We start from the raw sequence: 16,609 nt of genomic DNA on the forward strand, positions 1-16,609 counted from the left end.
TATCCTGATTGACGTGTGTCATGTCATGATCACGAGGAACATACAATGAATCGTAGAAACTTCCTGCTGGCCACGCCGGCTGCCGCATTTGGAACCCTGGTTCTGCCCTCCACCAGCCAGTCTGCCCCCGCCATCATCACCAACACCAGCCAAATCCTGCCGCGCCACACCAAAGGCCAGCGCATTGTCATTTGTGGGGGCGGCTGGGGCGGAATGACGGCCGCCAAGCACCTGTCCAAACTGGTGCCCCAGGCACAAGTGGTGTTGATCGAGCGCAACCCTACGTTCTGGTCCGGCCCCATGAGCAACAAGTGGCTGATTGACATCGTCAACACGGATTTCCTGAACCACGACATGCTGGCGCCCTCCATCAAGTACGGCTACAGCCTGGTTCATGCCGAAGTCACCGCCATCGAGCGCGACAAGAAAACCGTGCGCACGACGCAAGGCGCGCTGGAGTACGACTACCTGATCCTGTCGGGCGGCATACGCAATGCCTACGATGCCTGGTTTGGCAATGACACCTACGCGGCGGAATACACCCGCCAGCACTTTCCCAACGCCTACATCCCGAATGCCGAGATGTTTGCCTTGAAGAACAAGCTCAAAGCTTTCAAGGGCGGCACCATTGTGATGACGCTGCCCCCGCCACCACATCGCTGCCCACCCTCGCCCTACGAGCGCGCCTGTTTGATGGCCTGGCATATCAAGACCAACAGGATTCCAGGCAAGATCATCATTCTGGATCCCAAGCCCACCATTGCCCCGATTGGCGAGGGATACCGCGCAGCCTTCCAGGAGCTGTACCCGGACATCATCACCCACGTCCCCAATGCCCGAGTGCGTGAGGTCGATCCCTTCAAGAAGCACATCAAGACCACCGCCGGCGATTTTGAGTTTGACGACGCGGTGCTGATGCCCCCGCACCAGGCCGCCGATATGGTCTGGAACGCAGGCCTGGTCGGTACAGGCCCCGATGGCAAACCCACGGGCTGGGCCAATATTGACCCACGCCTGTTCACTGCCCGCGACGACGACAATGTCTACGTGGTGGGGGACTCCATGGGCTTTATTTCCGACCAGTTCGGCCACTACCCCAAGAGCGCCCACGTGGCACACGCCGTAGCCAAGATTGTTTCCCAGAACCTGGCCGAACGTATCGCGGGCAAGGAAGTGGTGCCCGTGCTGCCGGATAATCTTTGCTACATGATGGTCAACGGAGATCCGCAAGAAGAAATCTCGGTCAAGTTTGAATACGAGCTGGACGCAAGCGGCAAGGTTCTGCAAACCCAGATCGATATGGATGTCCGTACCTCCGACCTTGTTCAAGAAGACTTCCAGTGGATCAAGACCCGTTTCAATGACTTCCTCTAAACTTCCCTCCCGTTTTGTCCGCCGCCGCCAGCTTGTACTGGGCAGTGCCGCCGGACTGGGTGCCGCGTGGCTGCCCATCAATCTGCATGCGCAAGTCGCCTTTGATCAATTGCTGAAACCGGCCACTGCGGCCCAGGTCCAAGCCATTGTGGACGAGTTCCTGAAAGGCGTCAGCCCAGAAGAAAAAGGCATGAAGCTGGATATGCCCGCTCTGGGCGACAACCCCGCCGCAGTGCCCGTCAAAGTGGTGCTGGACTTGCCCGCGAGCGACGATGTGTACTGCCAGGAACTGATCATTCTGGCCCAGGGCAACCCGCATCCACTGGCCTGCCGCTTCAACTTCACGGCCCTGGCCGGAACAACGGAAGTGGCCGTTCGTCTGCGTCTGATTGAAACCCAAACCATCCGCGCCCTGGCACGGTTAAGCGATGGCCGCGTCCTGAGCGCCCAGCATCACATCACGGTGACTGCTGGCGGCTGCGGCATGTAAACAAGGGGCACTCATGAGTAAACCACGTATCTGGATCAGCAATGCCAAGCCCAAGGCGGGCGACATTGTGCGCGTGCGCGCCCTGGTCGAACACCGTATGGAAAGCGGTCTGCGCCTGAGCAAGGAAGGCCAGGTTGTGCCGCGCAACATCATCCACGAATTCAAGGCCACCTTTAACGGCGAGCCCTTGTTCAACTGGCAGCCGGAAACCGCGATTTCCCAAAACCCGTACATTGAATTTACCTTTGTCGCACGACGTTCCGGCGCTCTGGAAATGAGCTGGACGGACGATCAAGGCGCTGTCATTACCGGCCAGACGGAGCTGAGCATCAGCGACTGATTGCGGATCAGTTCCAGCCCGGCCCCGTGACCTGCCCCATTCAGCGCCCTTAACGGGCGCTGAGTTCATAACAGTGTTCCATATAGTCATACAAGGTGGGCGTAAGGGGAATGCTACGCTGAGCGTCCTTTCCTACAACGATGCACATTGACAAGAAGAATGCCCATGTCCCTCTCTCTGGTAGGTCGTCTCCTTTTTGCCCCCGCCTTGCTCGTGGCCAGCAGTGCCACCGCGCCGGCCTGGGCCAGTTCCACACTGGACATCAAAACGGTGGCCAACTCCTGTGCGAACTGTCACGGCCCGGATGGGCGTTCCACGACCATCATTCCCTCGCTGGCTGGCCGCCCCGAAGCGGTGTTGCTGGAGCAACTGCGCGCCTTTGCCTCCGATACGCCTCCGGCTGGCACCACCATCATGAGTCGCCTGCTCAAAGGCTACCTGGATGCGGATCTGGAAGCCCTGGCACGTTATTTCTCTGCAGTCTCCTCCACCCCTCGCAGCGTTGCGGAAGGACGTTAAGAATGAGCACACCCTTGAACTCCTCCCGCCGCCAGTGGCTGAGCCGTGTCGGTAAAACCAGTGTGGCTGGTCTGGCCTTGAGCACCCTGCCTGTGTACGCGCGCAGCAGCTCGGCCCATGTCGTTGTGGTCGGTGGCGGCTTTGGCGGTGCAACCGCTGCCCGTTACTTGAAGCGCGGTGATCCATCCCTGAAAGTCACCTTGATTGAACCGGCCACCACCTTTTACACCTGCCCGTTCACCAATCTGTATCTGGCCGGCTTGCGCCGTTTTGAACAGCAGGGCCACGGCTTTGATGATTTGCGCGCAGCCGGTATCGATGTCATTCACGACCTGGCCACTGCGGTCGACTCCCAGGCCAAAACCCTGACCTTGGCCAAGGGCCAGAAGCTGTCTTACGACAAACTGCTGCTCTCACCCGGTATTGATTTTCGCTGGAACACGCTGGAAGGCTATGACGAAGCCGCTTCCTTGCTGGCCCCGCACGCCTGGAAAGCGGGCGATCAAACCCGTTTGCTGAAAAGTCAGCTGGATGCCATGCCCGACGGCGGCACCTTCATTATGGTAGCCCCCGAAAACCCCTTCCGCTGTCCGCCCGGCCCTTACGAGCGCGCCAGCATGGTGGCTCACTACTTCAAGCAGAACAAACCCAAGTCCAAGATCCTGATTCTGGATGCCAAAGACAGCTTCTCCAAACAGGGCCTGTTCCAGGATGGCTGGAAACAAGTCTATGGCGACATGATCGAATGGGTGCCCTTCTCCAAAGACGGCAAAGTCACTCGCGTGGATGCCGCCAAGCTGAGCGTGAAAACCGAGTTTGGCGAGATCCACAAAGCCGATGTGCTGAACGTGATCCCGCCACAAAAAGCCGGGGCCATTGCCGAACAGGCCGGTGTCACCAACACCAGCGGCTGGGTGCCAATTGACCCGCATACCTTCGAGTCCGAGCAGGTCAAGGACATCTACGTGGTGGGCGATGCCACCATTGCCTCACCCATGCCCAAGTCCGGTTTCTCTGCCAATACGCAAGCCAAGCTGGCAGCGGCTGCCATCATTAATGCCTTGAGCGGCAAGCCTGCGCCACAGGCCACACTGAGCAATACCTGCTACAGTTTGATCGCTCCCGACTATGGCATTTCTGTGGGGCACTTGTACGCCTTTGCCGATGACAAGCTGGCTGAAGCGTCCGGCGGGGTCAGCCCTAAAGAAGCCAGCCCGGCCTTTCGCAAGCAGGAAGCCCAGTATGGCGAGGCCTGGTATGCCGCGATCAGTCGCGACATCTGGGGCACCAAAGGCTAAGTGGTTCCAACCCGGTCCTAACATCCAGCGCACATGATGAATACAGAACTTGTACTGTGGGTCAGCTTGGCCATTGGCCTGCTCTTTGGCATTAGTGGCCAGCTCAGTGGTTTTTGCTTTTATCGTGGCTTGACCGAGCGCTGGTCCGGGCGTAGCGGCTACAAGCTTCAGGGCTTTGCCCTGGCGCTGGCCGTGGCCCTGGCCGGGACACAACTGGCGACGGGCTACGGGCTGATCAGTCTGGACAAGGTCCTGTACCTGAACCCCACTTTCTCCTGGCTGCTGGTGCCGCTTGGAGGTGTGCTCTTTGGGGCAGGCATGACCCTGGCTAATGGCTGCGGCGCCCGAGCTCTGGTTCTGTTGGGACAGGGAAATTTGCGCTCCTTTGTCGTCGTGCTTTGTCTGGGTATCGCCGCCTATGTCACCTTGACGGGCCTGCTGGCGCCGCTGCGCATGAGCATCGCCCAAGCCAGCAGTGTCACCTTGCCCGCAGCGACCCTGTCCGAGGGTCCCCTCCGCTCTATGGTGATTGCCCTCCTCGTCGCCGCCCTGATCGCTTTTGCCTTACTGCGTCGCCAGGACGGCCAACGCCTGAATGACCTGCTGGCCGGAGCATTTGTAGGGCTGCTGATTGTGGCAGGCTGGCTGACTACCGGCTGGCTGGGCGATGATCCCTTCGAGCCTTTACCCGTCAGCTCGCTGAGCTTTGTCGCCCCGATTGGGGAAAGCATTCAATACGCCATGATCTCCACCGGCATGAGCCCGCGCTTTACCATCATGATTGTGGTGGGTGTGGTGGCCGGCTCCTTGCTGAGCGCCCTGCTGCGTCGCCGCTGGAAGCTGGAAGGTTTTGAGTCGCCCCGCCACATGCTGCGCTCCATGGCAGGCGGTACCTTGATGGGCGTAGGTGGCGTGCTGGCCCTGGGCTGCACCATAGGCCAGGGCTTAAGCGGCTTGTCCACCTTGTCGGCCACCTCCTTGCTGGCGGTGCTGGGCATTATCGTCGGTGCACGTCTGACCTGGACCCGCCCAAGCGCCTGACTCCGTGTTTCAATAAGGGCTTGATTGACGGCGCTTCAGAATGGCCCTGGCGAGCTCCGCCTGACATTCGCTGAAGCACTCTTACCGAGCCCACTGCAATGCGACAGATCCTGCTTGTTGTCGATGTGCAAAGCTGCTTTTCACCGCCCCCCTGGCTGATCGACGGCATTAACGCCCTGAGCACCCGCCTGCCTTGCGCGGCCTTGATTGAACTGCACGACGAGTCTCAAACCCCTTTTTCCAGTCAGCTAGGCTGGTGTCCGCCGCGCAGCGATCGCTGTCTGGTCGATGCCAAACAAATCTTCATCAAGCACGGCTACGCCCCCAGCCCCGCTGCAATGGAATATTTGCAGCAATGTCAGGCTGATCGCATTCTGGTCTGCGGCATTCAAACCGATACCTGCGTGCTGGCTGCCGGATTTGCCTTGTTTGATGCCGGGCTGCACCCCACCCTGATTACGGATCTGACGGTTGGCTCGTCCCTGGATCGCTCCGGCGAGCTGGGTATCAAATTGTGGAAACAACACTTCGGGCGCACGATCCACAGCAGCGAACTACTGGCTGAACTGGACCGGCAGTAATCACGCGCATGGGCGGGCAAAGCCGGACTTGGCTCAGCAACCCAAAGGTAGCGCCCACACGCGTCAAGCCACTACTCTGCAGCGAACCGCTCATCAAATACGCCCCCCCTGTTCTCTCTGCTGCACCAGACAAATGCTGATTGAACATTCAACCATCGCGCCCCTGATTAATCATTACGTTTAGCGTAATCATTCACCCATAAGCTTTATTGATAGCCCTATACCGCCACTGATATGGTCGTTTCCAGAAACCTGCAAAAGGTTCAATTACAAGGAGACGAGACATATGCATTGGCTATCCATTGCCGTTTTAGGAGGCATGTTCGTACTGGCGACCGCCCTACCCATCAATATGGGGCTGATTGCTTTTGTAGGCGCTTTTCTGGTGGGTACGCTGGTGGCGGGCATGGGCGCCAAGGAAATCATGGGCGGCTTTCCGGCTGACCTGTTTCTAACACTGGCCGGTATTACCTATTTGTTCGCGCTGGCTCAGAACAATGGCACGATCAACTGGCTGGTCAGCATGGCCGTGCGAGCCGTGCGTGGCCGCATCGCCGCCATTCCCTGGATCATGTTTCTGATCACGGCCGCATTGACCGCTGTAGGTGCCGTCAGCCCGGCCGCCGTTGCCATCATTGCCCCGATTGCGCTGGGCTTTGCCCGCCAGTACGGCATCAACCCGCTCTTGATGGGTTTGCTGGTGATTCATGGCGCCCAAGGGGGCGGCTTCTCCCCCATCAGTATTTACGGTGGCATCACCAACCGTGTGGTCAGCGCCGCCGGTTTGCCCTTGAATGAAATGGCCACCATGATGGCCAGCCTGAGCATCAACCTGGCCGTGTCCATTTTGCTGTTCGTGTGGATGGGTGGTTTGAAGCTGATGCGCCAGAAAGTGGACTTAAGTTCGGCAGACGTAAACGTTGCCCGCGTGGCCCATGGCTCGGGTGGTCCGCAAGTGTTTGGCGACGCTGAAGCCGAAGCCTTTGGTGAAGAGCGCAAGACCGCCCGGAAAAGCCCCGATGCCCTGGTCGAAGCCGGTAATGGTGCCAGCGAGGCCCCCCACTGGTATCGCGTTCTTACCTTGGTCGGCCTGTTCATCCTGGCCGTGCTGACTTTGTTTTTCAAACAGGATATTGGCTTTACCTCGATCACCATCGGCCTGGTACTGACCTTGATGGCCCCCAATCTGCAAAAACGCGCGCTGGGCCAAGTGTCCTGGCCTGAAATCATGCTGATTGTGGGTGTCAGCACCTATGTGGGCGTGATGGAATCCATGGGCACGATTGATTTTGTCGGCCATAGTGTTGCCCAGCTGACCTCTCCCTTGATGGCGGCCTTGCTGCTGCTTTTTGTGGGCGCGGTCGTGTCGGCGTTTGCCTCCTCCACCGCCGTGCTGGGTTCGCTGATTCCGCTGGCGGTGCCCTTTCTGCAAGGCGATGGCGGCGTGGGGCCGGTGGGCTTTATTGCGGCTATGGCCGTGTCCTCCACCATTGTGGACGTCAGCCCCTTTTCCACCAATGGCGCACTGGTACTGGCCAATGCCCAGGGAGTGTCGCGTGATGCCTTCTTCCGTCAGCTATTGCTGTACGGTGCTGCCGTCACGGTTATTGCCCCAGTCGTCGTCTGGCTGCTGTTTGTAGTGCTCTAAAACTCCCGGCGAAGCAGAAATCCAGCTGGCCCCGGCACTTTGCTAGCCGGGGCCTTTTTGATGGGGATTCTGGCCTCATCAACCGGCAGTTAACGCTCTCTGGTCCAACTCCATAGTCCATAAGATTTGCTAGTGGCTGGAATGCCTGCAAGGCGTATTCCCTTCTGCCTCATCCCGGCGTTCAGTCCTCATCCCGGAACCGACAAGACTTATTCCCGCCCGAGTCTCACCCGATCATCGCCCCGCCTCCCTCTCAACCGCGTTTTTCCCTATGGAAAACGCCAAAACAGCTATGGCGCCGCATTAATTTCTGAATAAAGCCTTGAAAGCTGGAAATTCCTAACACCGAAATGAGAATGATTGCTATTATTCTGCCGTTGTTTCAAGCCTGATGCCCTCTTCCCCTCTCTGTCACCAAGAACTTGCTTACTGAAAAGCGAAGCTTGCGTGATGAGCGCAGCGTACAAGAATGGCGGACTCCATCCGTCACCCACCGTTGCCAAGCAAGCACGGCTTTTCTCGGTTTAATGATCATCAATCCAGCATCCGGAGACGGTGTTGTAGTAGGAGGCGCGTCAGCGTGAAAGAGTCATTTCGCCAATGTATGGCATGGCTGCATACCTGGGTCGGTCTGGTGGTGGGCTGGATCCTGTTTTTCGTCTTCGTCACCGGCACGGCTGGCTATGTGGACGATGAAATCACTCGCTGGATGGAGCCGGAGCGCCCCTTGCCCATGCAAGTCCTGCCCGAGCAATCCAGCCAGATGCTGGATCAGGCCCTGGCGCAGTTGCAAGCGCATGCCCCGGCAGAGTCCAAAGCCTGGACCATTACCCTGCCGCATCAAGCCCTGAACCCGCGTGCCACGCAAGGGCTGTCCATCGCCTGGGAAGAAATGCCCCAGCCCGGTCAACGCGGCCGTCGCGGGGGAGAAGAACTGGACCCTGTCACCGGCCAGATTCAGCCGGAAGTGGAACCCCGCGCAACTGCTGGTGGCACCGGCCTGTACCGCATGCATTACGCCTTGCACTACCTCCCCTATCCGGTCGCTATCTGGCTGGTGGGTATCTGTACCATGCTGATGCTGCTGGCCGTGATTACGGGCGTGGTAACTCACAAGAAAATCTTTACCGACTTCTTCACCTTCAGACCCGGCAAGGGCCAGCGTTCCTGGCTGGACGCACACAATATCGTCAGCGTCATGTCCCTGCCCTTTTTCCTGATGATTACCTATACGGGCCTGATTTTTTTCATGTCCATCTACATGCCGACCGGACGAGAAGTCATGTACGGCGCGACAGAAGAAGGACGGCAGGCTTACTTCCAGGATATTCGTCAGCAAAAACGCGACTTCCTGCCCGTGAGCATGCCGCAGGCTCCCCTGGGCGAGATGATGCACAGCGCAGAACAAGCCTGGGGCAAGAACAACATTGCCTCGGTGCAGATTACCCATCCGGCAGATAGCCAAGCCTATGTAGAACTGCGTCGCACCGGCGTCACGGGCGTGTACTGGACCCGTGCCGAGACCCTGCGCTTTAACGCCTCTGATGGCAGCCTCATGGAGCCGGAGGACAATAGCAATGTCACCGGAGACACTCACCGCGTATTGCTGGCCTTGCACGAAGGAGTGTTTGCCGAATGGTGGTTGCGCTGGCTGTACTTTATTTCAGGCTTGCTGGGCTGCGCCGTCATTGGGACAGGTCTGGTGCTGTGGACGGTAAAGCGTCGTACCCAGCATCAAAAACGCAAGGCCAAAGCCGCCCCGCTTAGCGCATCCGAGCGTTTTGATGCCGCTGGCCTGCGTTTAGTAGAAATCCTGAATGCCGGAACTCTGGCCGGTTTGCCCTTGGGACTGGCGGCCTACTTCTGGGCCAACCGCCTTTTGCCTGTGAATATGGCCGACCGCGCCGCCTGGGAGTTTCATGCTCTGTTCCTGGTCTGGGGCTGGTCCTTCCTGTATGCCTCCTGGAGACCATTAAAACGCGCCTGGCTGGAACTGTTGTACCTGACAGCCGCCACCTACGCCTTGATTCCTGTCCTGAACCTGCTGACGACCGACCGCCACCTGGGTGTCACCGTCATCCATGGTAACTGGGGCCTGGCAGGCTTTGACCTGACCATGTTTGGCCTGGCCGCTATCTTTGTCTATATCGCCATCAAAATGAAACACAAATGGGATATGGCCAGCCTGCCTAAAAAAGCCGCTGCCCCGGCCAGCTTGCAAACTGCGGGAGTGAACGGATGAGTGGACTGACTTCCCGCTACCGCCTGCAAGTGCTCTCGCGCATTGTGGCGGCCACTGTCGGCGGTTACGCCCTGGCAGCCGCCGCTACGGTGTTGCTGACCTTGCTCTGGCCTCTGCCTAAAGCCCAGGCAGTTCTGGCAGCGAATATGTTGAGCTTTGTCTGGTACGCCATCGCCGTGATGTGGGTGTTCAGCACTAAAAGTGCCACTCGCGCTTGGGTGGGTATGGTTCTACCGACGGCCTTGATCGCCTTGCTGAGCGTTCTGTTGATACCTGCAGGAGTGCTGCCATGATTAATACCAGTCTGTGGCTGAATCTGGCCGTTTTTATCATCAGCCTGGTGGGCTTTATCTGCCTGGCTTTGGCCAGTGATCGCCAGGGGGAATTCCTGCTGCATCGCATGCCCAGCGAGAAGGAAAGGCGGATCTTTCGTCTGCTCGGCTGGCCCTTGCTGGCTGTGGCTTTAGCTCTATGCTGGCAAGGCTGGGGCTGGAGCATGGGCACCGTTGCTTGGCTGGGTTGGCTGACCATGGCCGGTGCCGGGTTGACCTTTTACTTGCCCTGGTGGCCTTGGCAGGAAAAGAAACCTGTGCGGGCCAAACCTGCACCAGTTGCGAAGGCAGCGCCTAAAGCGGTTGGAGCGGACAACACTGCATCGACATCAAATGACGCTGTAGCTGGGAAAAATGGAGTGGCGGCGGCAAATTCAAGCGCTGCTTCAACTAGCGCTGGGGCTACACGTACAGAGCCAACTCACGCTGGAGTGGCGCCTACAGCATCACGGTTTTCCACACGCAGCCTGGTTTTTGCCAGCGGCCTTTTGGCCATCCCTGCCGCCTTCATGATTTATCTGGCGCAACAAGGCCCCGAGCCTGTATTTGGCCACCATGCCCTGCAAGGCCAGATTGGCCCCTGGTCGTTTGCTCTGGCTGAGACGAATAACAAAGCCCCCATCAGCGGGCCCACCGGCGCTCATCGCAAAGCATTTCAGATTCGCTTTTGCCAGGCCTGCGACCCACATATACGCCGCGCCTATCTGCACGTGAGCAAGCCCGAGCCTATGCCTGCGCCCCGTCAAGCTTTCAGCAACACGCGCTGGACACGAGCGGTAGAAATCGTCATTCCGCCCAATAGCGAACTGGAACATCAACTATGGCTAACCGTGGAAGCCAAGAGTGGAGAGATCTACCATCAGGCTTTTGATTTCCACCAGGTATCCCCGATGACGGCGGCATTCATCCAGCAACAGCCGTAAGCGCGACCCGAATAGAAAGGGCCAAGATTGAACCGCCCCCCGAGTGTTGAACAACAATTCAAGCTTTGGTGGGCCATTCAAATCCCGGCCCTTTTTTATTCCTGGGCAACGCGGGTTCCTTGATGAAACACCATCTGCCAACGCCCCTGACTCTGCTTCCAGATGGAGCTGCGCAAGGACTGCTGCGGCGTTTCATCACCTGATACCTCACACACATAAGTCGCCAGGACTACATCCTCTGACAGGATGGTCAGCTTGAAGTTGCTGAGGTGGCGCTGCACAAAATCCTGTTCGGGCAGATCGCCTAGCACTTCTGCTCTACCCCACGCCGCGCCTCTGGCTCCGAACTCTACAAACTCGTCGGCCAGTAAAGCGCCAAGCGCCGCCACATCCTGACGAGTGGCACGCTCAAACAGGCGCTCTTCAAGAGACAGGATCAAGGATTCAAGGGAATGAGGCACGTGAATGTGGGGGACTTGGGAGTGATATTCAGCGTCAGAATCGTCAACACAATTCTTCATAAACCAGACAAAATCCTACACCTGACACAAGCCGCCACGCCACCGATATTTCTCACATTTACTATAAAAAAACACCTCCCTAAGCAAAGGAAAATTTTTGACAGTTGTTTTCCTTTCAAGCACTTAGCGCTTCCCGCTTATCGCTAGAATCCAGCCGTGTTAAATGACTAACAGGACAATATCATGTCTTTATTAAAACGATGCACCGCAGAAACGCTGGGCACTTTCTGGCTGGTCTTTGGAGGCTGCGGGAGTGCGATCTTTGCCGCTGCCTACCCTGAACTGGGGATTGGTTTTGCCGGGGTAGCCCTGGCCTTTGGTCTGACTTTGCTGACCATGTGCTATGCCATCGGCAATATCTCTGGTTGTCACATCAACCCGGCTGTCACGCTGGGCCTGGTCGCTGGGGGACGCTTCCCCGCTCGTGATGCCATTCCCTACATCATTGCCCAGGTTATCGGCGGTCTGCTGGCCGGCGGTGTTCTGTACCTGATCGCCAGCGGCAAAACCGGCTTCGATCCCGTGGCAGGTTTCGCCTCCAACGGCTTTGGCGAGCACTCGCCCGACAACTACAGCCGCGACGCAGCCCTGATCGCAGAAATTGTGCTGACCGCCTTCTTCCTGTTCATCATCATGGGTGCAACCCACAAGCGTGGTCACGCTGGCCTGGCAGGCGTAACGATTGGTCTGGCACTGACTTTGATTCACCTGATCAGCATCCCTATCACCAACACTTCCGTGAACCCTGCGCGTTCTACTGGCGTGGCCTTCTTCCAGGGCACCTGGGCCATGGAGCAGCTGTGGCTGTTCTGGGTCGCTCCCTTGATTGGTGGTGTGATCGGCGCTCTGGTGTATCGCTTTCTGCACAGCAACGACGAATAAGCTGCACTGACTCCTGCTGACAGAATCATTGAGCCGCATCGGCTTGGACGGGCTATGTGCCCGATTCAAGACGATGCGGCTCAATGCTATTTATGGACCCCAATTGTCACCCTGCAAAGCACCAGGCTTGTCGCGCTTCTGTAGTAGGATTTACACCCTGCCCCAAGCAAAGAGGCAGTACGCGCTGCACCTGGCGACTCAACCCAGACTCATACGCTTATCAACGCCCGCAAACCCGGAGAACCTCATGAAAAAAGCATTGAATACCGGCCTGATCGCTTTAGGACTGAGCTTGATGGCAAGCGCCTCTTCCGTTCAGGCAGCCGACTGCGACAGCATGAGCAATCAAAATGCCATGAACCAGTGCTTTAGCAACGAGTACAGGAACTCGGACGCCGAACTGAACAAGCTCTACAAGGAAATCAGCCATCGTCTGAAAGATGATGCCGATACCCTCAAAGCCTTGCGCAACGCCCAACGGGCCTGGATCAGCTTCAGGGATGCAGAATGCGACTTTGCAGCGATCAACACCGAGGGCGGCAGCATTCACTCCATGCTGATCACCACATGCCGGAATGAATTGACCCAGGCCCGTATCAAGAACTTCAACACCTACCTGTCCTGCGAAGAAGGCGATATGAGCTGCCCGGTTCCACCGGCCATGTAATGACATGCCCGACACCAAACACCCATCCACGCGAGATTTGAACGACCTTTACTACTTTGTACAGGTCGTGGACCACGGAGGATTTGCACCGGCCGGACGGGCTTTGGGCATCCCGAAATCCAAGCTAAGCCGACGCATCACCTTTCTGGAAGAATCCCTGGGTGTGCGTCTGATTCAGCGCTCCAGCCGCCATTTCAGCGTCACGGAAATTGGCCAGATGTACTACCAGCGCTGTGTAGCCATGCTGGTGGAGGCCGACTCCGCTCAGGACATCATCGAGCGCCATCGCAGCGAGCCGCAAGGCTCAGTACGCATCAGCTGCCCCCTGGCTTTGCTGGACTACGGCGTCAATGAATTGCTGGCCCGCTATATGGCGGCCTATCCGCAGGTCAAGCTGGAAGTGGAAAGCACCAACCGCCGCGTGGACGTGATTCGCGAAGGCTTTGATGTGGCCTTGCGCGTCCGCTTCCCTCCTTTGGAAGACAGCGGTCTGGTGATGAAAGTCCTGGGCGAGAGCACACAGTATCTGGTTGCCAGCCCAGCCCTGATCGAACGCATGGGTGGGCTGCCCAAGCTGGACCAGTTAGGTAGCTGGCCCGCCTTGAGCGACGAGCATCTGCAGCGCAATCCCACCTGGCAACTGCAAACCGCAGAAAACACCCTGATGGAAGTGCCCTACCAACCCCGTCTGGTCTGCGACGACCGCATGACTTTGCTGCAATCAGCCTTGCAGGGAATTGGCGTCGTTCAGATGCCGGCCATGCTGATCGCTCCGTACATGCAGGACGGCAGACTGGTGGATGTGGCCCCCGGCTGGAACCCCCGCTCCGGCGTGGTACATGCCGTCTTTCCTTCACGCCGAGGCCTGGTGCCTGCGGTACGCGCTCTGCTGGATTTTCTGGGCCAGGAGTTCGTCACTATTTTGCATACGCCCGCCCCCTGAATCCCTGCTGCAAATTACCCAAAGCCAGCCGCCACTCAGTCGTTCTAATTATGGAACGCTGATGGCCATATTCTTGTCTATTCAAGCCATCGTTGCACTCCTATAGTCTCTTCATCGAACTATTCATGATGGGGAGTGCATCGACATGAACTCCAAAATGGCCGCGGCCACTGCCGCTATTCTCTGGGGCTTTACCTACATTCTGACCACGACCTGGTTGCCACCTAATCCCTTGTTCCTGGCTGCTGTCCGGGCGCTGGGAGGCGCCATCGTCCTGCTGGCATTGGTACGCAGCCTGCCGCCCCGTGCCTGGTGGGGGCGCCTGGCCGTGCTGGGCACCCTGAACACCGGCCTGTTCTTTGGTCTGTTCTTTATCGCTGCCACCCGTCTGCCCGGTGGCGTGGCCGCCATCTTCCAGGCACTGACACCACTGGCCACCATCTTTATCGCCTGGGGCATTTTGCGTGCTCACCCCGCCCTAACGCGGATTGGAGCCGTTCTATTGGGTGCACTGGGCGTGGCGCTGGTTGTCCTGTCCAGCAACGCCACTCTGGATCTGATCGGCATTGCCGCCGCTTTGGGCAGCATGTTGTCCATTGCGATGGGCGGGGTCTTGATGAACAAATGGGGGGCGCCACCTATCCCTTTGCTGGGCTTTACCGGCTGGCAGCTCTTGATTGCCGGTGTGGAACTGAGTGTGGTTGTGCTGCTGACGCAGGACATTCCAAGCCAGCTTATCCCTGTGCATTGGCTGGGCCTGTTCCTGCTGGCAACTGTACTGACGGCTGGTCCCTTCGCGCTGTGGTTCAGTGCCATCAAGCAACTGGGCGCCGTCACTGTTGCCCCCTTCATGCTGCTGGTGCCTGTGACCGCTTTTATTCTGGACGCGCTGATCAAGGGCATCTGGCCCACCACGCTGCAACTGGTGGGAGTGGCACTGGTCATGGGTGGACTGGTCTTGAGCCAGCAAACACTGGCCGTCGCACGCTCCACGCTGGAAGCATCTGTCCACAAGCCCTGAACGCCCCACCCAAGGAGGAGGCATCATGAACCACGTCATACAAGAATTACTGCGTTCACGAGTGTATTTTGTACTGGCTACTCTGCTCCTGACCTACATTTTCTGGTGGAGCGGTGTGAACAAGGTTTGGGACTTCAGCGCTGCAAAAAAGGAAATGGCCCACTTCGGACTGGAGCCCCAGGCTTTATTCGCCGTGCTGACTATCACAGTTCAATTGCTGGGCAGTTGGCTGATTATCAGCGCGAGTCGTCTGGCCTGGTTGGGGGCGCTGATGCTGAGTGTCTTTATCTTGCAAAAACGGCAGACATGGTTTGATGTCTGCCGTTTTCTTTTACAAGGCCGGTTCGGGCTGATCCGGGTCGCGCTGTATATCAAAACCAGCGGCCCGCCAGGCTTCCAATCCGCCTTCCAAAGGGCGCACCCGACTATAGCCACTTTGCAGCAAGCGTTTGGACACCAAGGCTGCGGACACCTCATTGGGGCAATCGCAATACACAATAATTTCCCCGTCGGTAATCAAATTCAGCGTGGCCTCACCCAAAGCCAGGCTGATCGCCCCCGGAATACGTCCTTGCGCCTGCATCAGGGTCGACCGCACATCCACAATCGTGGGGGGCGTGTCCGAGGACAGCATCTGCTGCAACTCCTGCACGCTGACACGCTCCATGCACAAGGATTTCATGAAGCGATGGCGCTGCCACCACTTTCTGGCAATGAACACGCCCAAAGCCAGTGCCAGCAGGATTCCGCCCACCACACCCAGGCTGATCAGCACATTCAACAGTTCATCCACCGCCGAGCTGAACAAGGAACCCAAAAATACGGCAGAGCCCGCCCAAACCGCAGCTCCGATAATGTCGTAAAAAAGGAAGCTTCTTCTGGGTGTGCCCACCGTACCGGCCAACACACTGGCAATGGAAGCAAAGCCGGGTATGAACTTGGCCACCATCAAGGACGGTGCCCCCCAACGCATATAAATGGATTCGGTCTGCCGAATACAGGAGTCCGGCGACAGTGAAATTTTGCACAGCAAAGCCAGCAATTTGCCACCATAGCGTCGCCCAGCTAGGTACCAGCCGTAATCCGCAATCATCGCGCCCAGCACGGCAAAACCCAGCAAGCCCCACAGGCTGTAGCCACCGGACCCGTGCAAGGCACCCGTTACCACCAGCACCGGATAGGCCGGCACCGGCGCCCCCGCCTGCTCCACCAGGACATTGAAAAACACGATCAACAGACCGTGTTGCTCGATAAGTTGCAGAATCGATTCGACCATATTGCGAGGTACAAAAATTGCCAGACAGCCAATATTGTAGGCTGGTGTCGGCCGATTTCTGTTTCAACGCCAAAGCATTCCGGCATAGCTTCCATGCAAAAAACACGGTCCCTTTCAAGGGCATCTGGCCAGACTCGACGCCGCTACTTTCATCACGCCCCTGCACTATCCCCGAGGCTGGCTCTGCAGCCACAAAACCGCTCAACAAACAAGAACTATTCTCATTAAAAGCCTACAGGTTAACGCTAGTAGTCATCGCTTTTTACCTGTCTATACAATAGCGGCGTCAATAACGGTTCAGGTGAGAGTCTTCACTTTGATGAAGCGCCGACGGAGCAACGACCCCGGAATCTCTCAGGCAAAAGAATCCTGAACCTTTGACCATCTGGAGAGAGGCACACCCGTGCCCACCGAAGGGGACCATCGCGAACCGATGGATAAGCTCTCAGGTAAACGGACAGAGGGGGTACAGAGGCCATATGGCCTGTGTTCACCTATTCGTCCGGAGCCT

Annotated in this window: 17 protein-coding genes, 1 pseudogene and 1 riboswitch; of the genes and pseudogenes, 16 read left to right on the top strand and 2 right to left on the bottom strand. The window is 57.7% G+C overall.

The genetic code is table 11. The features are described 5' to 3' along the window. The first annotated feature begins 45 nt into the window (after nt 1–45). The 11 genes from MID00_RS00495 (at nt 46) to MID00_RS00545 (ending at nt 10,788) form a co-directional block, all read left to right on the top strand. Nucleotides 46–1,374 carry an FAD-dependent oxidoreductase gene (locus MID00_RS00495; RefSeq protein WP_254499518.1) on the top strand — a complete coding sequence of 443 codons (1,329 nt, stop codon included), beginning with the start codon at nt 46–48 and terminating at the stop codon, nt 1,372–1,374. Further along, on the top strand, nt 1,361–1,864 hold the full coding sequence (locus MID00_RS00500; RefSeq protein ID WP_254499519.1) for a thiosulfate oxidation carrier protein SoxY: 504 nt from the start codon (nt 1,361–1,363) through the stop codon (nt 1,862–1,864). Before MID00_RS00495 ends, MID00_RS00500 begins: the two co-directional genes overlap by 14 nt. Before the next feature lie 13 nt (nt 1,865–1,877). Next, complete coding sequence (gene soxZ, locus MID00_RS00505; RefSeq protein ID WP_009461038.1) at nt 1,878–2,204, top strand: thiosulfate oxidation carrier complex protein SoxZ; 327 nt, start codon at nt 1,878–1,880, stop codon at nt 2,202–2,204. A 165-nt stretch (nt 2,205–2,369) separates the two neighbouring features. Then, entirely contained in the window at nt 2,370–2,723 is a 354-nt protein-coding gene (locus tag MID00_RS00510) for a c-type cytochrome (protein WP_254499520.1), read from the top strand. A gap of 2 nt (nt 2,724–2,725) precedes the next feature. Further along, a complete protein-coding gene (locus MID00_RS00515; RefSeq protein WP_254499521.1) occupies nt 2,726–4,021 on the top strand; it encodes an NAD(P)/FAD-dependent oxidoreductase in 1,296 nt (431 codons plus the stop codon). A 33-nt stretch (nt 4,022–4,054) separates the two neighbouring features. Beyond that, nucleotides 4,055–5,062 (top strand): YeeE/YedE family protein, encoded by a 1,008-nt coding sequence (locus MID00_RS00520; RefSeq protein ID WP_254499522.1) that lies wholly within the window; start codon nt 4,055–4,057, stop codon nt 5,060–5,062. Nucleotides 5,063–5,160: 98 nt separating this feature from the next. Continuing rightward, complete coding sequence (locus MID00_RS00525; protein ID WP_254499523.1) at nt 5,161–5,643, top strand: isochorismatase family protein; 483 nt, start codon at nt 5,161–5,163, stop codon at nt 5,641–5,643. Nucleotides 5,644–5,929: 286 nt separating this feature from the next. Next, nucleotides 5,930–7,291 (top strand): SLC13 family permease, encoded by a 1,362-nt coding sequence (locus MID00_RS00530; RefSeq protein WP_254499524.1) that lies wholly within the window; start codon nt 5,930–5,932, stop codon nt 7,289–7,291. 580 nt (nt 7,292–7,871) lie between these two features. Then, nucleotides 7,872–9,533: a PepSY domain-containing protein gene (locus MID00_RS00535; protein ID WP_254499525.1), complete on the top strand. Its 1,662-nt coding sequence runs from the start codon at nt 7,872–7,874 to the stop codon at nt 9,531–9,533. Then, nucleotides 9,530–9,826, top strand: a complete 297-nt coding sequence (locus tag MID00_RS00540; protein ID WP_254499526.1) for a DUF3649 domain-containing protein — start codon at nt 9,530–9,532, stop codon at nt 9,824–9,826. Before MID00_RS00535 ends, MID00_RS00540 begins: the two co-directional genes overlap by 4 nt. After that, nucleotides 9,823–10,788 carry a DUF3325 domain-containing protein gene (locus MID00_RS00545; protein ID WP_250756979.1) on the top strand — a complete coding sequence of 322 codons (966 nt, stop codon included), beginning with the start codon at nt 9,823–9,825 and terminating at the stop codon, nt 10,786–10,788. The genes MID00_RS00540 and MID00_RS00545 overlap by 4 nt, the downstream gene beginning before the upstream one ends. Before the next feature lie 95 nt (nt 10,789–10,883). Here MID00_RS00545 and MID00_RS00550 read toward each other — a convergent pair whose 3' ends face one another. Continuing rightward, nucleotides 10,884–11,309 carry a DUF4440 domain-containing protein gene (locus MID00_RS00550; RefSeq protein WP_254499527.1) on the bottom strand — a complete coding sequence of 142 codons (426 nt, stop codon included), beginning with the start codon at nt 11,307–11,309 and terminating at the stop codon, nt 10,884–10,886. Nucleotides 11,310–11,492: 183 nt separating this feature from the next. On the opposite strand from MID00_RS00550, the gene aqpZ reads away from it, so the two are divergent. The 5 genes and pseudogenes from aqpZ to MID00_RS00575 form a co-directional block, all read left to right on the top strand. Beyond that, entirely contained in the window at nt 11,493–12,191 is a 699-nt protein-coding gene (gene aqpZ / locus MID00_RS00555; RefSeq protein WP_239055342.1) for an aquaporin Z, read from the top strand. A 247-nt stretch (nt 12,192–12,438) separates the two neighbouring features. Then, nucleotides 12,439–12,858: a lysozyme inhibitor LprI family protein gene (locus MID00_RS00560; protein ID WP_254499528.1), complete on the top strand. Its 420-nt coding sequence runs from the start codon at nt 12,439–12,441 to the stop codon at nt 12,856–12,858. A gap of 4 nt (nt 12,859–12,862) precedes the next feature. Further along, entirely contained in the window at nt 12,863–13,801 is a 939-nt protein-coding gene (locus tag MID00_RS00565; RefSeq protein ID WP_009458441.1) for a LysR substrate-binding domain-containing protein, read from the top strand. A 145-nt stretch (nt 13,802–13,946) separates the two neighbouring features. Then, nucleotides 13,947–14,822, top strand: coding sequence for a DMT family transporter (locus MID00_RS00570; RefSeq protein WP_254499529.1), 876 nt, complete (start codon nt 13,947–13,949; stop codon nt 14,820–14,822). A gap of 25 nt (nt 14,823–14,847) precedes the next feature. After that, nucleotides 14,848–15,054, top strand: a pseudogene (locus MID00_RS00575) (DoxX family protein); the annotation flags it as partial. 99 nt (nt 15,055–15,153) lie between these two features. Here MID00_RS00575 and MID00_RS00580 read toward each other — a convergent pair. Further along, nucleotides 15,154–16,098 carry a rhodanese-like domain-containing protein gene (locus MID00_RS00580; protein WP_254499530.1) on the bottom strand — a complete coding sequence of 315 codons (945 nt, stop codon included), beginning with the start codon at nt 16,096–16,098 and terminating at the stop codon, nt 15,154–15,156. 290 nt (nt 16,099–16,388) lie between these two features. Beyond that, nucleotides 16,389–16,478, top strand: a riboswitch (glycine riboswitch). The last annotated feature ends 131 nt before the right edge of the window (nt 16,479–16,609 follow it).

Source organism: Alcaligenes sp. NLF5-7 (genome assembly GCF_024266725.1).
Taxonomy (GTDB): Bacteria; Pseudomonadota; Gammaproteobacteria; order Burkholderiales; family Burkholderiaceae_B; genus Alcaligenes; species Alcaligenes phenolicus.

Bases quoted from the DNA above. Each gene is read 5' to 3' on its own strand.
- MID00_RS00540 (WP_254499526.1), top strand. From the start codon at position 9,530: ATGAGTGGACTGACTTCCCGCTACCGCCTGCAAGTGCTCTCGCGCATT.
- MID00_RS00525 (WP_254499523.1), top strand. From the start codon at position 5,161: ATGCGACAGATCCTGCTTGTTGTCGATGTGCAAAGCTGCTTTTCACCG.
- MID00_RS00580 (WP_254499530.1), bottom strand. From the start codon at position 16,098: ATGGTCGAATCGATTCTGCAACTTATCGAGCAACACGGTCTGTTGATC.
- MID00_RS00550 (WP_254499527.1), bottom strand. From the start codon at position 11,309: ATGAAGAATTGTGTTGACGATTCTGACGCTGAATATCACTCCCAAGTC.
- MID00_RS00565 (WP_009458441.1), top strand. From the start codon at position 12,863: ATGCCCGACACCAAACACCCATCCACGCGAGATTTGAACGACCTTTAC.
- MID00_RS00515 (WP_254499521.1), top strand. From the start codon at position 2,726: ATGAGCACACCCTTGAACTCCTCCCGCCGCCAGTGGCTGAGCCGTGTC.
- MID00_RS00500 (WP_254499519.1), top strand. From the start codon at position 1,361: ATGACTTCCTCTAAACTTCCCTCCCGTTTTGTCCGCCGCCGCCAGCTT.
- MID00_RS00545 (WP_250756979.1), top strand. From the start codon at position 9,823: ATGATTAATACCAGTCTGTGGCTGAATCTGGCCGTTTTTATCATCAGC.
- MID00_RS00570 (WP_254499529.1), top strand. From the start codon at position 13,947: ATGAACTCCAAAATGGCCGCGGCCACTGCCGCTATTCTCTGGGGCTTT.
- MID00_RS00510 (WP_254499520.1), top strand. From the start codon at position 2,370: ATGTCCCTCTCTCTGGTAGGTCGTCTCCTTTTTGCCCCCGCCTTGCTC.
- MID00_RS00520 (WP_254499522.1), top strand. From the start codon at position 4,055: ATGATGAATACAGAACTTGTACTGTGGGTCAGCTTGGCCATTGGCCTG.
- MID00_RS00495 (WP_254499518.1), top strand. From the start codon at position 46: ATGAATCGTAGAAACTTCCTGCTGGCCACGCCGGCTGCCGCATTTGGA.
- soxZ (WP_009461038.1), top strand. From the start codon at position 1,878: ATGAGTAAACCACGTATCTGGATCAGCAATGCCAAGCCCAAGGCGGGC.
- MID00_RS00530 (WP_254499524.1), top strand. From the start codon at position 5,930: ATGCATTGGCTATCCATTGCCGTTTTAGGAGGCATGTTCGTACTGGCG.
- MID00_RS00560 (WP_254499528.1), top strand. From the start codon at position 12,439: ATGAAAAAAGCATTGAATACCGGCCTGATCGCTTTAGGACTGAGCTTG.
- aqpZ (WP_239055342.1), top strand. From the start codon at position 11,493: ATGTCTTTATTAAAACGATGCACCGCAGAAACGCTGGGCACTTTCTGG.